The organism is Nakamurella sp. (assembly GCF_044224575.1).
GTDB lineage: Bacteria > Actinomycetota > Actinomycetes > Mycobacteriales > Nakamurellaceae > Nakamurella.
Genome location: NZ_JBGAKE010000005.1, coordinates 1 through 15,066 on the forward strand (window position 1 = coordinate 1; position 15,066 = coordinate 15,066).

13 protein-coding genes are annotated in these 15,066 nt (G+C 71.8%); 8 read left to right on the forward strand and 5 right to left on the reverse strand.

The window, feature by feature from the left end:
• Positions 1 to 2,086, reverse strand: a 2,086-nt coding sequence (gene recC, locus ACILSK_RS07140; protein WP_395726456.1) for an exodeoxyribonuclease V subunit gamma, incomplete at its 3' end; no start/stop codon positions are given.
• 154 nt (positions 2,087 to 2,240) lie between these two features.
• Positions 2,241 to 2,861 (reverse strand): hypothetical protein, encoded by a 621-nt coding sequence (locus tag ACILSK_RS07145; protein WP_395726457.1) that lies wholly within the window; start codon positions 2,859 to 2,861, stop codon positions 2,241 to 2,243.
• A gap of 369 nt (positions 2,862 to 3,230) precedes the next feature.
• Here ACILSK_RS07145 and ACILSK_RS07150 point away from each other — a divergent pair, with 369 nt between their 5' ends.
• From ACILSK_RS07150 to ACILSK_RS07170, 5 genes are read left to right on the forward strand one after another with little or no spacing between them, the layout of a single operon-like run.
• Complete coding sequence (locus ACILSK_RS07150; protein ID WP_395726458.1) at positions 3,231 to 4,496, forward strand: substrate-binding domain-containing protein; 1,266 nt, start codon at positions 3,231 to 3,233, stop codon at positions 4,494 to 4,496.
• Positions 4,493 to 5,233, forward strand: coding sequence for an ABC transporter ATP-binding protein (locus tag ACILSK_RS07155; RefSeq protein ID WP_395726459.1), 741 nt, complete (start codon positions 4,493 to 4,495; stop codon positions 5,231 to 5,233). Before ACILSK_RS07150 ends, ACILSK_RS07155 begins: the two co-directional genes overlap by 4 nt.
• Positions 5,230 to 5,958 (forward strand): ABC transporter ATP-binding protein, encoded by a 729-nt coding sequence (locus tag ACILSK_RS07160; RefSeq protein WP_395726460.1) that lies wholly within the window; start codon positions 5,230 to 5,232, stop codon positions 5,956 to 5,958. Before ACILSK_RS07155 ends, ACILSK_RS07160 begins: the two co-directional genes overlap by 4 nt.
• Positions 5,955 to 6,833 (forward strand): branched-chain amino acid ABC transporter permease, encoded by an 879-nt coding sequence (locus tag ACILSK_RS07165; protein WP_395726461.1) that lies wholly within the window; start codon positions 5,955 to 5,957, stop codon positions 6,831 to 6,833. The genes ACILSK_RS07160 and ACILSK_RS07165 overlap by 4 nt, the downstream gene beginning before the upstream one ends.
• A complete protein-coding gene (locus ACILSK_RS07170) occupies positions 6,830 to 7,969 on the forward strand; it encodes a branched-chain amino acid ABC transporter permease (RefSeq protein WP_395726462.1) in 1,140 nt (379 codons plus the stop codon). The genes ACILSK_RS07165 and ACILSK_RS07170 overlap by 4 nt, the downstream gene beginning before the upstream one ends.
• A 129-nt stretch (positions 7,970 to 8,098) precedes the next feature.
• Here ACILSK_RS07170 and ACILSK_RS07175 read toward each other — a convergent pair whose 3' ends face one another.
• From ACILSK_RS07175 to ACILSK_RS07185, 3 genes are all read right to left on the reverse strand, one after another.
• Positions 8,099 to 9,928, reverse strand: coding sequence for a helix-turn-helix domain-containing protein (locus tag ACILSK_RS07175; protein ID WP_395726672.1), 1,830 nt, complete (start codon positions 9,926 to 9,928; stop codon positions 8,099 to 8,101).
• 41 nt (positions 9,929 to 9,969) lie between these two features.
• Positions 9,970 to 10,755, reverse strand: a complete 786-nt coding sequence (locus ACILSK_RS07180) for a 3-hydroxybutyrate dehydrogenase (protein WP_395726463.1) — start codon at positions 10,753 to 10,755, stop codon at positions 9,970 to 9,972.
• A gap of 91 nt (positions 10,756 to 10,846) precedes the next feature.
• On the reverse strand, positions 10,847 to 12,610 hold the full coding sequence (locus tag ACILSK_RS07185) for a chitobiase/beta-hexosaminidase C-terminal domain-containing protein (RefSeq protein ID WP_395726464.1): 1,764 nt from the start codon (positions 12,608 to 12,610) through the stop codon (positions 10,847 to 10,849).
• A 145-nt stretch (positions 12,611 to 12,755) separates the two neighbouring features.
• Between ACILSK_RS07185 and ACILSK_RS07190 the strand changes: the two genes are divergently transcribed.
• From ACILSK_RS07190 to ACILSK_RS07200, 3 genes are all read left to right on the forward strand, one after another.
• Entirely contained in the window at positions 12,756 to 13,043 is a 288-nt protein-coding gene (locus ACILSK_RS07190; RefSeq protein WP_395726465.1) for a GlsB/YeaQ/YmgE family stress response membrane protein, read from the forward strand.
• Positions 13,044 to 13,179: 136 nt separating this feature from the next.
• Complete coding sequence (locus ACILSK_RS07195; protein ID WP_395726466.1) at positions 13,180 to 14,268, forward strand: S66 peptidase family protein; 1,089 nt, start codon at positions 13,180 to 13,182, stop codon at positions 14,266 to 14,268.
• Positions 14,269 to 14,460: 192 nt separating this feature from the next.
• Positions 14,461 to 14,997: a peptidase gene (locus ACILSK_RS07200; RefSeq protein WP_395726467.1), complete on the forward strand. Its 537-nt coding sequence runs from the start codon at positions 14,461 to 14,463 to the stop codon at positions 14,995 to 14,997.
• Positions 14,998 to 15,066 lie beyond the last annotated feature (69 nt).

The following is a 15,066-nucleotide window of genomic DNA, read 5'->3' on the forward strand; positions in this document are numbered from 1 at the left end:
AGGCGGGTTCGCCGATCCGCAGATCGTCGCCGTCTTCCCGGACCGCCCGCGGGAACACCCCGTCGTCCAGCCCGAGCAGGCAGACCACCCGGTGCGGCACCGACCGCATCGGCATCATGGTGCACACGGTGAGGGTGCCCGTCCGGAAATTGGCCCGGGTGGGACGGCCGGCCAGCGCACCGGCCAGCAGCGCCCGGATGTCGGCCAGGCCCAGCGGCAGCTCGGTCGAACCGGCGGCCGTGGCGTGCCGCTCGACGGCGGCGAGCTCGGCGCGGAGTTCGGCCACCTGCCAGGACATCCGGGGCGGAACCGAGGTCAGGCTCAGCACGGCGTCGAGCACGACCGTGCACCACCGGGCGACGGTGTGCCGGCCGGCCAGCGCGTCCACCGCGGCGCCGAGCCGGGCGATCAACTCGGCCAACCGGCCGGCCAGATCGACGTCGGAACTGCCGATCTCGTCCAGCGGCAGGGCGGTCCCCAACCGGTTGCAGGGCTCCTGCGCCATGCATACGCCGAGCAGGACCCGATCCAACGCCGCCCGCCAGGTGTTCTGCTCGAAGCCGGCCAGGCCATAGTCCTCGCGGTGCGCGGCATCCAATCCCCACCGGGCACCGGCGTCGGCCACCCAGTCGGCGAGCGTGCTCAGCTCGTCCTCGTCGAAGCCGAACCGGTGCCGGACCGGCGCGAAGGTGGCGAAATCGAGCACGTCGGAGGCGGTCATCCGGCCACCGGACAGGTCGAGCAGCCGTTCCAACGCGGCGAGCAGCGGATTCGTCTGGCGCAGCGCCCGGTCGGCGAGCCGGACCCGCAGCCGGTGGGCCGGGTGCCCGTCCGGCACCGAATCGGCCAACCCGAACGCCCCCTGCAGCAGCGGGGCGAACGCCTCGATGTCCGGGCACATCACCAGGATGTCGGCCGGTTCCAGTGTCGGGTCGTCCGCCAGCAGGCCGACGATCACGTCCCGCAGCACGTCCACCTGACGGCCCGGCCCGTGACAGGCGTGCACCCGGATGCTGTCGTCCGCCGGGTCGAGCGGCCCCGGCGGCCCGGGCGGGCGATTGCCGGCGAGCTCCCGGTGCAGCCGATGCAGCACCGTCGGGCGCTCGGCCGGCAGTGGCGACCCCGCCCCCGCCGCCGACCCCGATGCGGGGCCTGCTTCCGTCGGGTGGTGGGTGTCGGTGGCGACCCGACCGGCCAGCATGACCTGCAACTCCCGCACGTCCCGGCCGAGCGAGGCGAGCAACGGATGCCCGGCCGCGCCGGCGGTCGGGTCGGCGCTGCGGCGGACCGGCCGGGCGCTGCCGTCGAGCCGATCACGGACGCGGTCCCAGAGCGCCGGCGACGGGTGCGGCAACCACAGGTGGACCTGCCGGTGTTCGGCCAGCGCCGACACCAGGCGGACCTGCACCGTCGGCATGGCGGTCGGACCGAACAGGCTGAGCCGATCGGGCAGGTCGACCGTCCCGGGCTCCGTGGTCAACCGGGTCACCACCGCGGCGAGCGCCTGCACCGGGTCGGGCCCGTCGATGCGCTCGCGCAGCCGCCGCCACAGCTCCGGCTGCCAGACCAGATCAGGGGGAACCGGGTTGCCCCAGCCGTCGGTGTCGAGCCCGGCCGTCCAGCCGGCGAGCATGTCCGGGCGGTAGTCGGCGTAACCGGCGAACAGGCCGGTGACACGACGGGCCACCGCGTACCGGCGGCCCTGCCGATGCGGGTCGGCGGGGTGGTAGCCGAGGTGCCCGGCCAGCAGCCGACACCACGGCTCGTCGGCGGCGGCGTCGATCACCGACAGCAAGGGCCACACCGCGGCGTCCGGCGCCCAGGGGTCGTCCGTGCGATGACCGGTCAACTCGGCGATCAGCGCCGTCGGGCTGGGAAACCGGACCGCCGCACAGATCCCGTCGGCCCGCCCGACGCGTGCGCCCAGCCGGTGGGACATCCGCTGGGTGAGCCACCGTTCCACCCCGCGGGTCGGCACCGCAACCACGTCGACCGCGAATGGATCGGCCGGCGGAACCGCCAGCAGGTCGCCCAACGCCGTCGCCAGGGCATCGGCGCGTTCGGCCCGGTGCACGTGCAGCGCCATCCGTCACCCCCTCCGCACGACTGCCGGCTGTCCGGCCGCATCCACCAGCGGCGGTCCAGCCAACAGCCACTGCCGGCGGTCCGGCCAACAGCGACCGCCGGCAGTCCGGCCCACATTGTGACGGACGGGTCCGACAGCGCCGGACCCCCGGCGTTCAGTAGGAGGCGAGGTCGGGAACGCGCAGGTGGGGCATGACTTCGTCGAACTCGCGGACCTGGATGACGTTGTGCTCCAGCAGCCGCCGGCCCTCGGATCCGTTGATCCGCCGGTCCATCGCGTCGGTGCTGTCGTAGGCGATGGACACCGCGGCCCGCCGCCAGGCCGGGTTGATCATCAGGCTGGTCGAGCAGAATCCACGGGTCGCATCCAGTGCGGGCAGCGTGGCCGCGTTGAACTCCGACACGAAGTTGTCGAAGAGCCCCGATTCGACCCGGAGCCAGACCACCCGGGCACAGACCGCATGTCCGGCGTGGTGCCGGCGGTGCATCGCGGCGATCTCCCATTCCTCGAGCTCGGCCGTGCCGCCGCCGATCGCTTCGGCCGTCTTCTCCCGGATCGGCCGGATCTTGACCACGCTGGCGTGCATGTCGGGTTTGGATTCCCAGGCCGTGCTGATGATCGCCAGGCCCGATTGCCTACTGGCCAGGACGGACATGCCCACACAGGTCGGCATGCCCAGAATCGCCGGGACGGCGACATCCCGCAGGTACGCGAGACACGAGTCCACCTTCTCCGGACGGCCCTGATGGGACGCGGTGCGCGCGAAGACGGTCAATTCGGGACCTCACCTCCACTCGGGTACGCCTACTGTTCCCTACCGGCGCGGTTAAAGCCACGGTAACCGCACACCTTCGTCGGCCGCTCAGGGGATTCTCAGGTTTCCGGCCCGCCTCCTCCGCCCAACCCACGCCGGACCTGACCCCTCTGTAGGTCAGTCAGCCACAATCGAACGCGCAAATGTGTGTGACGCGGACATAGATTCGACGCCCAGGCCGCGTAGCGTGCTGGCCAGACCGACCGGCAGGTGCCCCTCCGGCGGGTGCGGCACCCACATCCGGCACGACACGGGTCCGCGACACATTGTTGCGACTCGATTACCATCCGCCACCACAAACCGTGACCCTCGACGGGGAGGACCCCTACCATGAGTCGCCGACGATTCACCGGCCGTCTCGCTGCCGGCACCCTGGCCGCCGGGCTATTGATGACCGCGTGCGGCAGCCCCGGCTCGTCGTCCACCGCCGAGAGCACCGTGACCACCCCCGCCAGTGGGTCGGCCGGCGGTTCGGCCGGGCCGTCGGGCAGCGCGACCGCCACCGGCGAGCCGATCAAGGTCGGCCTCGTCACTTCGCTCTCGGGTCCGCTGCAGTCCTACGGGCAGATGTACCTGGACGCGTTCAACGTGTGCCTGGCCAACGCCACCGACAGCACCGGCGCGGTCAACGGCCGGCCGATCGAGGTGTCCACCGCCGACGACGCCGGCGACCCGGCCAAGGCCACCACCGCGGCCACCGACTACATCGGCCAGGGCTACAAGATCATCGCCGGCTCCGCCTCCTCCGGCGTGGCGCTGCAGGTCGCGCCGCTGGCCGCGGAGAACCAGGTGCTGTTCATCTCCGGGCCGGCCGCGACGGACGGGATCACCGGGATCAACAAGTACACCTTCCGGTCGGGACGCCAGACCTACCAGGACATCCAGACGGCCGCGTCGTTCATCGGCGACCTGCAGGGCAAGACCGTGACGATCTTCGCGCAGGACAGTGCCTTCGGGCAGGCCAATGTCGCGGCCGCATCCGCGGTGTTCGGCGCGGAGGGGGCCACGGTCACCCCGCTGCTGGTGCCGGCCACCGCCACCGATCTGGTGCCGTTCGCCAAGCAGGCCGCCGACGCCGACCCGAACCTGCTGTTCGTGGCCTGGGCGGGGACCAACGCGACCCAGATGTGGGAGGCGATGAGCCAGCAGGGTGCGTTCGACGGCACGACCGTCGTCACCGGCCTGGACATCAAGCCCACTCACGCGGTTTTCGCGCCCGTCGCGGACAAGCTCTCCCTGCTCGCCCACTACTTCGACGGCGCCACTGACAACGAGGTGGAGAAGTCGATGGTCGCCGGGCTGGCCGCGGAAGGCAAGACGCAGGACCTGTTCTCGCCGGACGGCTGCAACGCGGCGCTGATGGTGGTGCACGCGGCCCAGGAGTCGCCGGACGACGTGGACGGCATGATCACCGCCCTCGAGGGCTGGGAGTTCGATGGACCGAAGGGCGCGATGACGATTCGCGCCGAGGACCACGCGATGCTGCAGCCGATGTTCCAGACCAAGCTGGTGGACGTCAACGGGACCCCGACCCCGGAGCTGACCAAGGCACTCGCGCCGGCCGACACCGCCCCGGCTGCCAAGCCCTTCCAGTGAGCTCGCCTCCGGCACCGGCCGGCCCCACCACCGGTGGGGCCGGCCCGGTCCGCACGTCCGATCCCGCCGTCCGGGTCCGCGACCTGGGATTCACCGTCGGCGGCGCGGTGATCCTCGCCGACATCGACCTGACCGTCGACCATGGTGAGCTGCTGGCCGTCATCGGGCCCAACGGTGCGGGCAAGTCGACGCTGGTGAACATGATCTCCGGCGTGGCCCGGCCGACGTCCGGTCAGATCCTGTTGGACGGAGCGGATGTCACCCGGATGTCGGTCCGGCACCGGGCCCGGGCCGGGATGGGCCGGACGTTCCAGACCTCGTCGCTGTTCAACGGGTTGTCGACCGTGCAGAACGTCTGCTTCGCGGTGCAGTCGGCGGCTCCCGGCGCGCTGAATCCGTTTCGTCGGGCCGGGTCCCGGGCCGTGGTCGATGAGGCGATGCGGCTGCTCGAACGGGTCGGCATGGCCGCGCGCAGCAGCTGGCCGACCGCGGCGCTGTCGCACGGGGACAAACGCAAGCTGGAGCTGGCGGTGGCGATGGCCCGCCGGCCTAGCCTGCTGCTGCTGGACGAACCGATGGCCGGGGTCGCGATGGAGGACGTGCCGTCGCTGACCCGGCTGATCGGCGACCTGAACGCGGACGGGGTGACGATCTGCATGGTGGAACACCACATGCACGTGGTGCTCGGCCTGGCCGACCGGATCGCGGTGCTGCACCACGGCCGTGCGGTCCGGTGACGACGCCGGTGCTGCGCCTGGCGGGGGTGACGGTCCGGATCGCCGGGTCGCACATCCTGCACGGCATCGACTGCTCGGTGGCGCCGGGCGGGGTCACCGCGCTGCTCGGCCGTAACGGCGTCGGGAAGTCGACCACGCTCAAGGCGATCCTGGGCATCGTGCCCGCGGCCGGCCGGATCGAGTTCGAGGGGCAGGACATCATCGGTCGGCCCACCCACCGGATCGTCCGGTCCGGCATCGGCTACGTGCCCGAGGATCGCGACGTGTTCGCCGGTCTGACCGTGGCGCAGAACCTGGAACTGGCCCACCAGCCCGGCGTCGACCCCGACTACGACACCGTGCACGAGCTGTTTCCCGAACTGCTGGAGCGGCGCAAGCAGCGGGCGGGCACGCTGTCCGGTGGCCAGCAGCAGATGGTGGCGCTGGCCCGGGTGATGCTCAATCCCGCCCGGCTGCTGCTCATCGACGAGCCGACGAAGGGCTTGGCGCCCAAGCTCGTCGAGCAGGTCGGCGACGCGCTGGTGCGGATGGCCGAGCACACCACGGTGTTGCTGGTGGAACAGAACCTGCCGCTGGTGCGGCGGGTCGCCCGGGACGCGGTGGTGCTGGACACCGGCCGGGTGGTGCACACCTCGCCGGCCGCGGATCTGTTGGCCGACGAGACGTTGCTGGACTCACTGCTCGGCGTGGCGGCGGTCCCCGGTCCGGGAGGGGCACAGCGATGAGCACCTTGATCCTGATCCTGGTCACCGGCGTCGGGCTGGGCGCGTTGTACTTCCTGGTCGCGTCCGGACTCTCGCTGATCTACGGGCTGATGCACGTGCTGAACTTCGCGCACGGCGCGTTCCTCACCGCCGGTGCGTACGCGGCGTGGGTGGCCATGGGGCGACTGTCCGGGCTGGGCGGTTGGGCGTTCCCGCTGTCCATCGTCATCGGCATGGTATTCGGCGCGATCATCGGGGCGGCGGTGGAGTTCTGCCTGATCCGCCCGCTGTACCGGCGGCACATCGAACAGGTGCTGGTCACTGTCGGTCTCGGGCTGATGGCGGTTGCCCTGTTCACCGGCATCTGGGGCGCCGACCCGCAGCCGTTCCCGCGGCCGGACTGGACGCGGGCAACCACCGACATCGGCGGCGCCGCGATCCCCAACGACCGGTTCCTGCTCATCGCGGCCGCCGGGCTGCTGCTGGCCGGGCTGATCGCCTTGCTGCGGTACACCCGGATCGGCCTGGTGATCCGGGCCGGGGTCGAGAACCGCACCATGGTGCAGGCTCTGGGCATCGACGTGCGGCGCACGTTCACCCTGGTGTTCGCGCTCGGCGGGGCCGCGGCCGCCCTCGGCGGCGTGCTCGGCTCGGTGTACCTGGGGTCGGTGTCGCCGGGGCAGGGCACCGCGCTGCTGATCTTCGCGTTCATCGTCGTGGTGATCGGCGGGTTCGGCTCCATCGGCGGCACCGCGATCGCCGCGCTGCTGGTCGGGCTGGTGCAGCAGATGGCCAACTATTACGTGGGTTCCGGGATCGGTGACGTGTCGGTGGTGCTGCTGCTCGCGGCGGTGCTGCTGGTCCGACCGGCCGGGTTGACGGGCAGGACGGCATGACGGACCTCGCACAGCAACTGACCGATCGGGCGGCCAGGTCGACGGGCGCACCACCGAGCCGCCGGGCGGGGGCGGCCCGCTGGTTGCCGGTGGCGGTCCCGCTGGCCGTGCTGGCCGTGCTGATCTTCCTGCCGTGGATGCGGTTCTCGATCCCGGGCGTGCTGCCCGGGGTGGTCAACTCCCCCGGGTCGATGCAATTGCTGGCCCTGTGCCTGGTGACCGCCGGGATCGCGCTGTCCTACGACGTGCTGTTCGGCCGGACCGGGCTGCTGTCCTTCGGGCATGCACTGTTCGTCGGGGCCGGTGCCTACTCGGCCGCGATCGCACTGGGCAAGTGGGGCACGTCGTTACCGGTGGCCATCGCGGTGGTGCTGGCGTTCGCGGTGGTGCTGCCGCTGGTGATCGGGGCGATCGCCCTGCGGGTCAAGGGAATCGCGTTCGCGATGGTGACGCTGGCGTTCGCCCAGGCGGTCGCGATCACCGCGGCCCGCAACCCGGGCGGGCTGACCGGCGGCGAGGAGGGCCTGCCGCTGAACCGGTCGGCGCTGCCGGCGATCCTGTCCGGCGTGGTCAACGCGCCCTACCGGTACTGGCTGGCGTTGGCGTTCCTGGTCGTCTGCGTGCTCGTGGTGGCGTGGTTGACCACCGCGCGCACCGGCCACGCGTGGGCCGCGGTGCGCGAGAACGAGGACCGGGTCGAGGTGCTCGGCATGTCCGCCTACCGAACGAAGCTGACCGCCGTCGTCGTCGCCGGTTTCCTGGGCACCCTGGGCGGGTTCATCCAGCTGATCATCATCGGTGGGGCCAACCCGCACCTGCTGTCCACCGAGCTGACCCTGTCGCTGCTGATCATGGTCGTGCTCGGCGGCGCCGGCAGCCGGTGGGGCGCGGTGATCGGCGGGGTGGTCTACGTGCTGCTGGACAACCGGCTGCAGGAGCTGTCCACGTCGTCCACCATCGCGGAGCTGCCGTCGTTCCTGCGGATCCCGTTGAGCCAGCCGGTGTTCGTGCTCGGCCTGCTGTTCGTGCTGGTGGTCTACTTCGCCCCCGGCGGGCTCACCGCGATCGGCGGGCGGGTCCGGCGCCGGGTCGCCGGGCGACGGGCCCGGTCGGCCGGCGCGGACTCGGCCGACTGACCCACACACCCGCCGACTCGCCAGACATGCAGGTTCCCGACCCCGCGGAACATGCATTTCTGGCGAGTCGGCGACAACGGGGGTGGCGAAAACGGGGGCGGCGCCGGCACACGCGCGGCCGGCGGGCGATCAGGCCGGTAGGAGCTTGCGCAACTGCAGCGCCAGCTGGATCTGCAACGCCCGGTCGGGTGCCGACCAGTCGTCGCCGAGCAGGGTCGCGACCCGGGACAGCCGCTGGCCCACCGTGTTCGGGTGCACGTGCAGCGCCGCGGCGGTGCGGCCGAGGTGGCCGCCGGCGGCAAACCACGCGTCCAGGGTGGCGGCCAGGTCGGAGCCGCGGGCCGCGTCGTAGTCGACCACCGGACCGAGCAGGTCCCGGACGAACCGCCGGCCGGAATCACCGGCGGACAGCAGCACCCCGATGAATCCGAGATCGGCGGTAGTGGCGCCCTCACCCTCCCGGCCGAGGGCCAGCATGGCGGTCAGCGCCTGCCGGGCGGACCGGTGCGCGCGGCCCAGCTCGGCCCCGCGCGACGGACCCGTCGCCACCTGCTCACCGGCGGCGGTGACCGGCCCGCCGAGCACCCGGGTCAGCGCCGTGACCGCCTCGCGGGCGGCGGCCCCCGGATCCGTTCCGGGCACCAGCAGCACGACATGCCCGTCGACCCGCGCGGACAGGCCCCGCCGGCGGCCGGCGTAGAACGCGGCGGCCTGCTCCGAATCGACCCGGTGCCGCGGTACCGCACAGGCCAGCACCACCAGGTCACCGGTCAGATCGGCATCGAGATCCGCGGCCCGCGCCCTGATCTCGTCGGTCTCGGTGACCGAACCGGTGAGCATGTCCTCGAGCAGGTCACGCCGACCCCGGTTGGCCATCTCGGCCAGGTGCCGGTTGAACAGCAGCAGCAACGCGGTGACCACCGCGCCCCGCTCCAGCACCCGCAGATCCGCCGGTCGGGCCTGGTCCTCCCGGGTCAGCACGAGCCGGCCGAGCAGCTCCGAACCGGTGGCCACCGGGACGCTGGATTGGTGGGCGCCCAGCGGATCCGACATCTCGGATGGTCCCTGGAGCTCGACCGCGCCGCCCAGTACGTCGGCCAGCTCGGCAGCCACCTCGGCCACCCCGCCGCCGCGCAGCACCAGCTCGGCGAGCCGGTCGTGGGCGATCACCGCCAGTTCGATGTCCTGGCTCTGCTCCCGCAGCGAGGCGTTCGCCTGTTCGAGGCTGATGAGTGCGGAACGGGTCTCGGCCAGCAGCCGGGCATTGTCCAGGGCCACCGCGGCGTGCGCGGCCAGCGACGAGAGCAGCGCCACCTCGTCCCGGGAGAACGCGCGTCGGTGCCGGTCGGCGGCGAAGAGCACTCCGATCACCTGGGCGCCGAGCTTGAGCGGCACGCCCAGGATCGAGACCAGGCCCTCCGAATGCACCGCGGAGTCGATGGTGCCCAGGTGGTTGAACCGGTGGTCGGTGAAGTAGTCGGCCGACGCGATCGGCACGCCCTGCTGGGCGACCAGACCGCCCAGCCCACCGCCCAGCGGCAGGCGCACCGCCTGGAACTCCGCGGACACCGAGCCGTCGGTGACCCGCATGTAGGTGTCGCCGCGTTCGTCGTCGTTGAGGCACAGGTACGCAATGTCGCGGCCGAGCAGCGTCCGGGCCCGCCGCACGATCGCCACCAGCACCTCATCGACGCTGTTCAGCGCGGCCAGATCGGACGCGGTCTGGAACAGGGCCGCCAGTTGGGCCTCACGACGCCGGTGCGCCTGGAGCTGCTCGCGCACGCCGAGGGCGACCTGCTTGGCCCGCTCGAGCGTGTCGATCTCGGCGCCGGGCCGCCCCGCGGTGCGGGCGTCGACGACCGGGCGTTCGAACTCGACCGCCGACGCGTCCCGGGCCAGCAGATCGAGCAGGTGGGCGATCCCGTCGGCCACGCCGAGATGCCGGCCCGGTGAGTCCACCTCGGTGGTGTCGACCGCCGTCGCGACCGGGCGGGGCGGATTCAGCGGGCGCCCCAACCGCCGTCGATGACGATCTGCGAGCCGGTCATCGAGTCGCTGGTCGACGAGCACAGGAACGCCGCCGCCGCGGCGACCTCGGCCGGTTCGATGAGCCGCTTGACCGGCGACGAGGTCAGGATGACCTTGGCCAGCACCTCGTCCTCGGGCAGGCCGTGCACCGCCGCCTGCTCGGCGATCTGCTTCTCCACCAGCGGGGTGCGCACGTAGCCGGGATTGATGCAGTTGCTCGTCACGCCCTTGCCTGCGCCCTCCAGGGCGATCACCTTGCTCAGCCCTTCCAGGCCGTGCTTGGCCGTCACGTAGGCGGACTTGAACGGGCTGGCCCGCCGGCCGTGCGCGGACGAGACGTTGACGATCCGGCCCCAGCCGCGCTCGTACATGCCCGGGAGCACCGCCCGGGTCAGCACGAACGGCGCGGTCAGCATGATCTTCAGGATCGTCTCGAACGTCTCGATCGGGAAGTCCTCGATGCGCTCGACGTGCTGGATGCCGGCGTCGTTGACCAGGATGTCGACCCGCGGGGCGACCGCGGCGATCGCGTCCGGCAATCCCGCGATGTCGGACAGATCGATCACCAGCGGCGTCGCTCCGGTGTCCGCGCAGGCCTTGCCCAGCCGGTCGGCGTCGCGATCGACCGCGATCACCTCGGCGCCGTCCTCGGCGAACCGCTCGGTGATGGCGCGACCGATCCCGCTGGCGGCGCCGGTGATCAGGGCGGTGCGCCCGGACAGTGGCCGGTTGGGTTGATTCGTGGACGGCTGTGTCATACGGGTGAGCGTAGGCCCGCCCCCCGGGGATCAGCTATGGGAAGTCCACACACCTCCCGCGATCGGCAGTGGTCCGCGGCCACACATCACATCAGTTGTCGGCGAGTGGGACCGCCCCGAACCGCACACCCATGTCCGGGTCCGTCACCCGGTACACCACCACCCGACGGCCGGAGCCAGACGGCACCACCAGTTGCGTCGGACCGGTGAACCCGGCCGAGGTGTCGGTGGGCACGCTGCCGTCGAGCGTGTACCGGACCTGGGCGTCGGCGGGCACGACGATGGTGAGGCTGCCCGGGTGGGCGGCCACCGGCGCACCGGCTGCCCTGGCCGGGGCCGGGGCGGCGGGGCGACTCGGATCCAGCACCCAGTCGCCACCGACCAGGTACAACGTGAACGGCGCGAAGAAGCCGAACTGATCGGCATAGGCCAGGAACTCGTCGACGTCGATCCGGCCGGCCACGAAGTGGTCGATGACGGTGCCGGTGACCTGGTCGTCCCACGGGATCGCCTTGGTGAACTGGCGGGCGGCGACGGTCGACGCCACCCCGTTCGGGTCGATGGCGACGAACGAGACCACGGCGTCCGAGTTGATGGTGACCGACGCTCCGGGCGTCCAGCGCTGCCCGTCGAGTGAGTGGTAGATCGTCGCGACCTGGCTGGTCGAGGTGGCGGTGACCAGCAGGCTGTTCTCGAACGGCTCGGCGTTGTCGGTGACGATGTCGACCTCGACCGGGCGCACGCCGACCCAGTAGGTGGCCCGCTGCGGGGTGGCGCCGTCGGCGCTGGCCGACACCTCCCAGACGCCGGGGTCGGTCAGGGTCAGCCCGCCGCCCGTGCGGACGTTCGCGGTGAGCGTCTGCTGCACCGTGCGGTCCAGGAAGCCGTTGGTGAACACGGTGACCACCCGTTCGGCCGTGACGGTGACGTCGCGGTCCGGGTCCACCGTCACCGTGACGTCGACACCGGGGGGTTGCGCACCGGCGCCGGGCTGCAGCGTCAGCTCGACCGGCGGAGCCGGCGGGACCGAGTTCAGCAGCGGCCGGAAGTCGTCGAAGACGGCCTGGCTCTCCTTGATCGCCTGATGGCCCTGGGTGCCCGAGCCGAGGTTGTAAGAACGGTTGACCGCGCCGTCGAGCCGGCCGGTGCCGGGGTTCTGCGCATCGACGAAGTCGCCGGCGGCGGTGGCGCAGAAGTAGGTGATGGTGTGCGGCGGCTCACCGTCGGTGGGTGGATCCCCGGCGCCGAAGGGGGTTTCGCCACCACCACCCTCGGTCTCGGCGAGCAGCCCGGTCATGAAGGCGCCGCCGGTGACCCACTCCCCGAGCGACCCGGTGCCCAACCCGTGGAACGCGCCGGCCAGCGAGACGAACGTGCCGAGCCGTCGCCACTTCTTGGGCCGGTCCCAGACGATCGGCGACGTCTGCCGCTTGAGCCCGCGGGCCAGCGCATAGGTCAGCGTGCAGCCCAGGGAATGCGCGATCACGTCGACCACCTCGACGTCCAGATACGTGCAGACCGCGTCCAGGTAGCTGCGCAGGTCGTCGATGTTGTTGGTGTGCGGGGTCTGCAGATCGACCGAGCCTGATCCGAGATAGCTCGGCGCCCAGATGATCTCGTCACCGTAGCCGGCGGCCCGGAGGAACCGGCGCTGGTCCAGCAGATCCCAGGGCCGGACGTCGGCCGCTCCCCCGTTGCCGTGCACCAGCAGCACCGGCGCCTTGGCCAGCTCGGCGACCGCGGCCCGGTGCGCGTCCCGGTCGGCCTGCGGGTTGCCGCCGAACCCGCCGATGGGCGAGCCGGCGCCGGGGCCGCCGGAGTCGGTGGGCACGGGGAAGTCAACGGGGTAGGTCACCGGGCCAGTCTGGATCATCGGTCCGACAGCGATGGCCCGGGGGCGGCCAGGATTCCGGTTTGGCCCGGTCCTCGGCGGTGAACCTGCACCCGTGAGGCGGGGCACCCATCCCCGCCCGCTCGCCCGCCTACTCGGAGGACACACCATGACCGTCACCGGCATCATCTCGGCCATCGTCATCGGCGCCATCATCGGCGCCCTCGGCCGGCTCCTGCTGCCCGGCAAGCAGAACCTGCCGATCTGGCTGACCATCGTGGTCGGCATCGTCGCGGCACTCGTCGGCACGTTCATCGCGCGAGCGCTCGGCATCCCGACCGAGACCAGCGGGATCGACTGGCTCGAACTCGTCGTCCAGCTGATCGTGGCCGTCATCGCGGTGGCCCTGGTCGCCGGCCTGTACACCCGTCGGGCGGGTGTTCGCGGCCCGCGATAGCGATCGTCGTCCGCGGTCGGCGGGACCCGCAGCGCGGGTCCCGCCGGCTCACCGGGAATTTCCGGTGCGGGCATCCGGCTCGAGGTGCATCCTCGGACCAGCATCCCGACACCAGACCCGACCGCGGAGTGGGCCGATGGCGACAGTTCCCGGAACGGCCGGCGTCCGTCCGTTCGTCCTCGGGCCCAAACTGCGCCCCGGCGACCGGGTGGCCGTCGTCTCACCGTCCGCCGGGGCGCCCGCGACCTTCCCCCACGTGCACGAGCGCGGCCTGCACCGTCTGGCCACCGAACTGGGCCTGGTCCCGATCGAGTACCCGACCACCCGGGCCGCCCACGCCACCCCCCGGGAGCGCGCCGTCGACCTGATGGCCGCCTTCGCCGACCCGACGATCGGCGCGCTGCTGGCCACCATCGGCGGCGACGACCAGATCACCGTCCTTCCGCACCTGGATCCGGACCTCGTCCGGGCCAATCCCAAACCGTTCGCCGGGTACAGCGACAACACCAACCTGCTCAACTGGCTGTGGCGGATCGGCGTGGTCGGCTACCACGGCGGGTCGACGATGGTGCACCTCGGGCGCGCGGGGCGGCCGCACCCGGTCTCCCTGCGCTCACTGCGGGCCGCCCTGATCGACGGGGGCGATCTCGTGCTCACCGCGCCGGACGAGTTCGGCGAGGACGAGGCCGACTGGTCCGACCCGGCCGCCCTCGCCGGCGAGCCGCCCATGCAGCCCCATCCGGGGTGGACCTGGCACCGGCCGGACCGCGTCGTCACCGGTCACACCTGGGGCGGCAACCTGGAGATCGTGCACTGGCAGCTGGCGGCCCAGCGGTGGATGCTGCCCAACGAGGCGTACCGGAACTGCATCCTGTTGCTCGAGACGTCCGAGGAGCGGCCGTCCGCGGACGAGGTCTTCCGGATGCTCCGGAACATGGGCGAACGCGGCCTGATGCAACAGTTCGCGGCGCTCGTCGTCGGCCTGGCCAAGGCCGGGTCGTTCGGCCGGGAATCACCGGACGAACGACGCACCTACCGGGAGCGGCAGCGAGCCGCGATCCTCCGGGCCCTCGCCGACTACCACCCGGACGCGATGGTCGTGTTCGACGTCGACCTCGGTCATACCGACCCGCAATGGGTGCTGCCCTACGGCGGACGGATGACGGTGAACGGTCCGGCCCGCACGATCACGGCCCACTACGGGGCCCGGGACGGCATCATGTGATCCCGGGCACCAGCGCTTGATCGAGTTCACCCGGTCGCCACGGCCGGCGTATCAAACCGCACCCGTCGTGGCTCTGTTGTCACAACCCCGTGACCTGCGCGTCATCTCGAAAGCCCTTAGCACTCAGGGGGTCTTGTGTGCTAACAGGCGTGTCATTCACGATGGGCCATCCGGTGAGCGGGAGGCGACGACATGACGAGCGAGCGCGAGGGCGTGTCGGTGGAGGTGGCGCCCTTTCATGCCGAGGGTTTGCTGAGCGGGTTCCTGGTCTCGGGCCGGTGGCCGGCGAACACGGTCGAATGGGCGCGATTCCTGCTGCTCGCGGTCCGGGTGGCCAGCGTTCCCGGCATGCTGCACACCAGCACCGTCTTCCGGGTCCGCGAGGAACTACCGGACGAGCCCGCCCCGGGAACCGTCGGCCTGGTCATCGCCGAGGGCCCGGTGGTGGGTGAGAACGCCGTGCTGCCAGGGCAGTTCGCGCAGCACCAGCCCCCCGGACTGATCGTGCTGCACCCGCCGAACGAGATCCGGCCGTCACTGCCCGAGCAGGACGAGGTCGCCTCGGGGTGCGTGCTGCTACCGGGGATCCCGCACCTCGGACTGGACCACCGCGCCGCCTGGGTCGAGGCCGACCACCGCGGCAACATCACCAGCATGGTCAGCCGGGCCGGCATCAACCCCTACGACGACGCCGACACCGCGGTGCTGGCCCTGTTCCTGGCCGCCTGAACCCGATCCCTCGGCCCCGGTGGGGCGATCGAGCGTGCAGAGAACGTCCCCATTCCCGGGGAGTGCGGA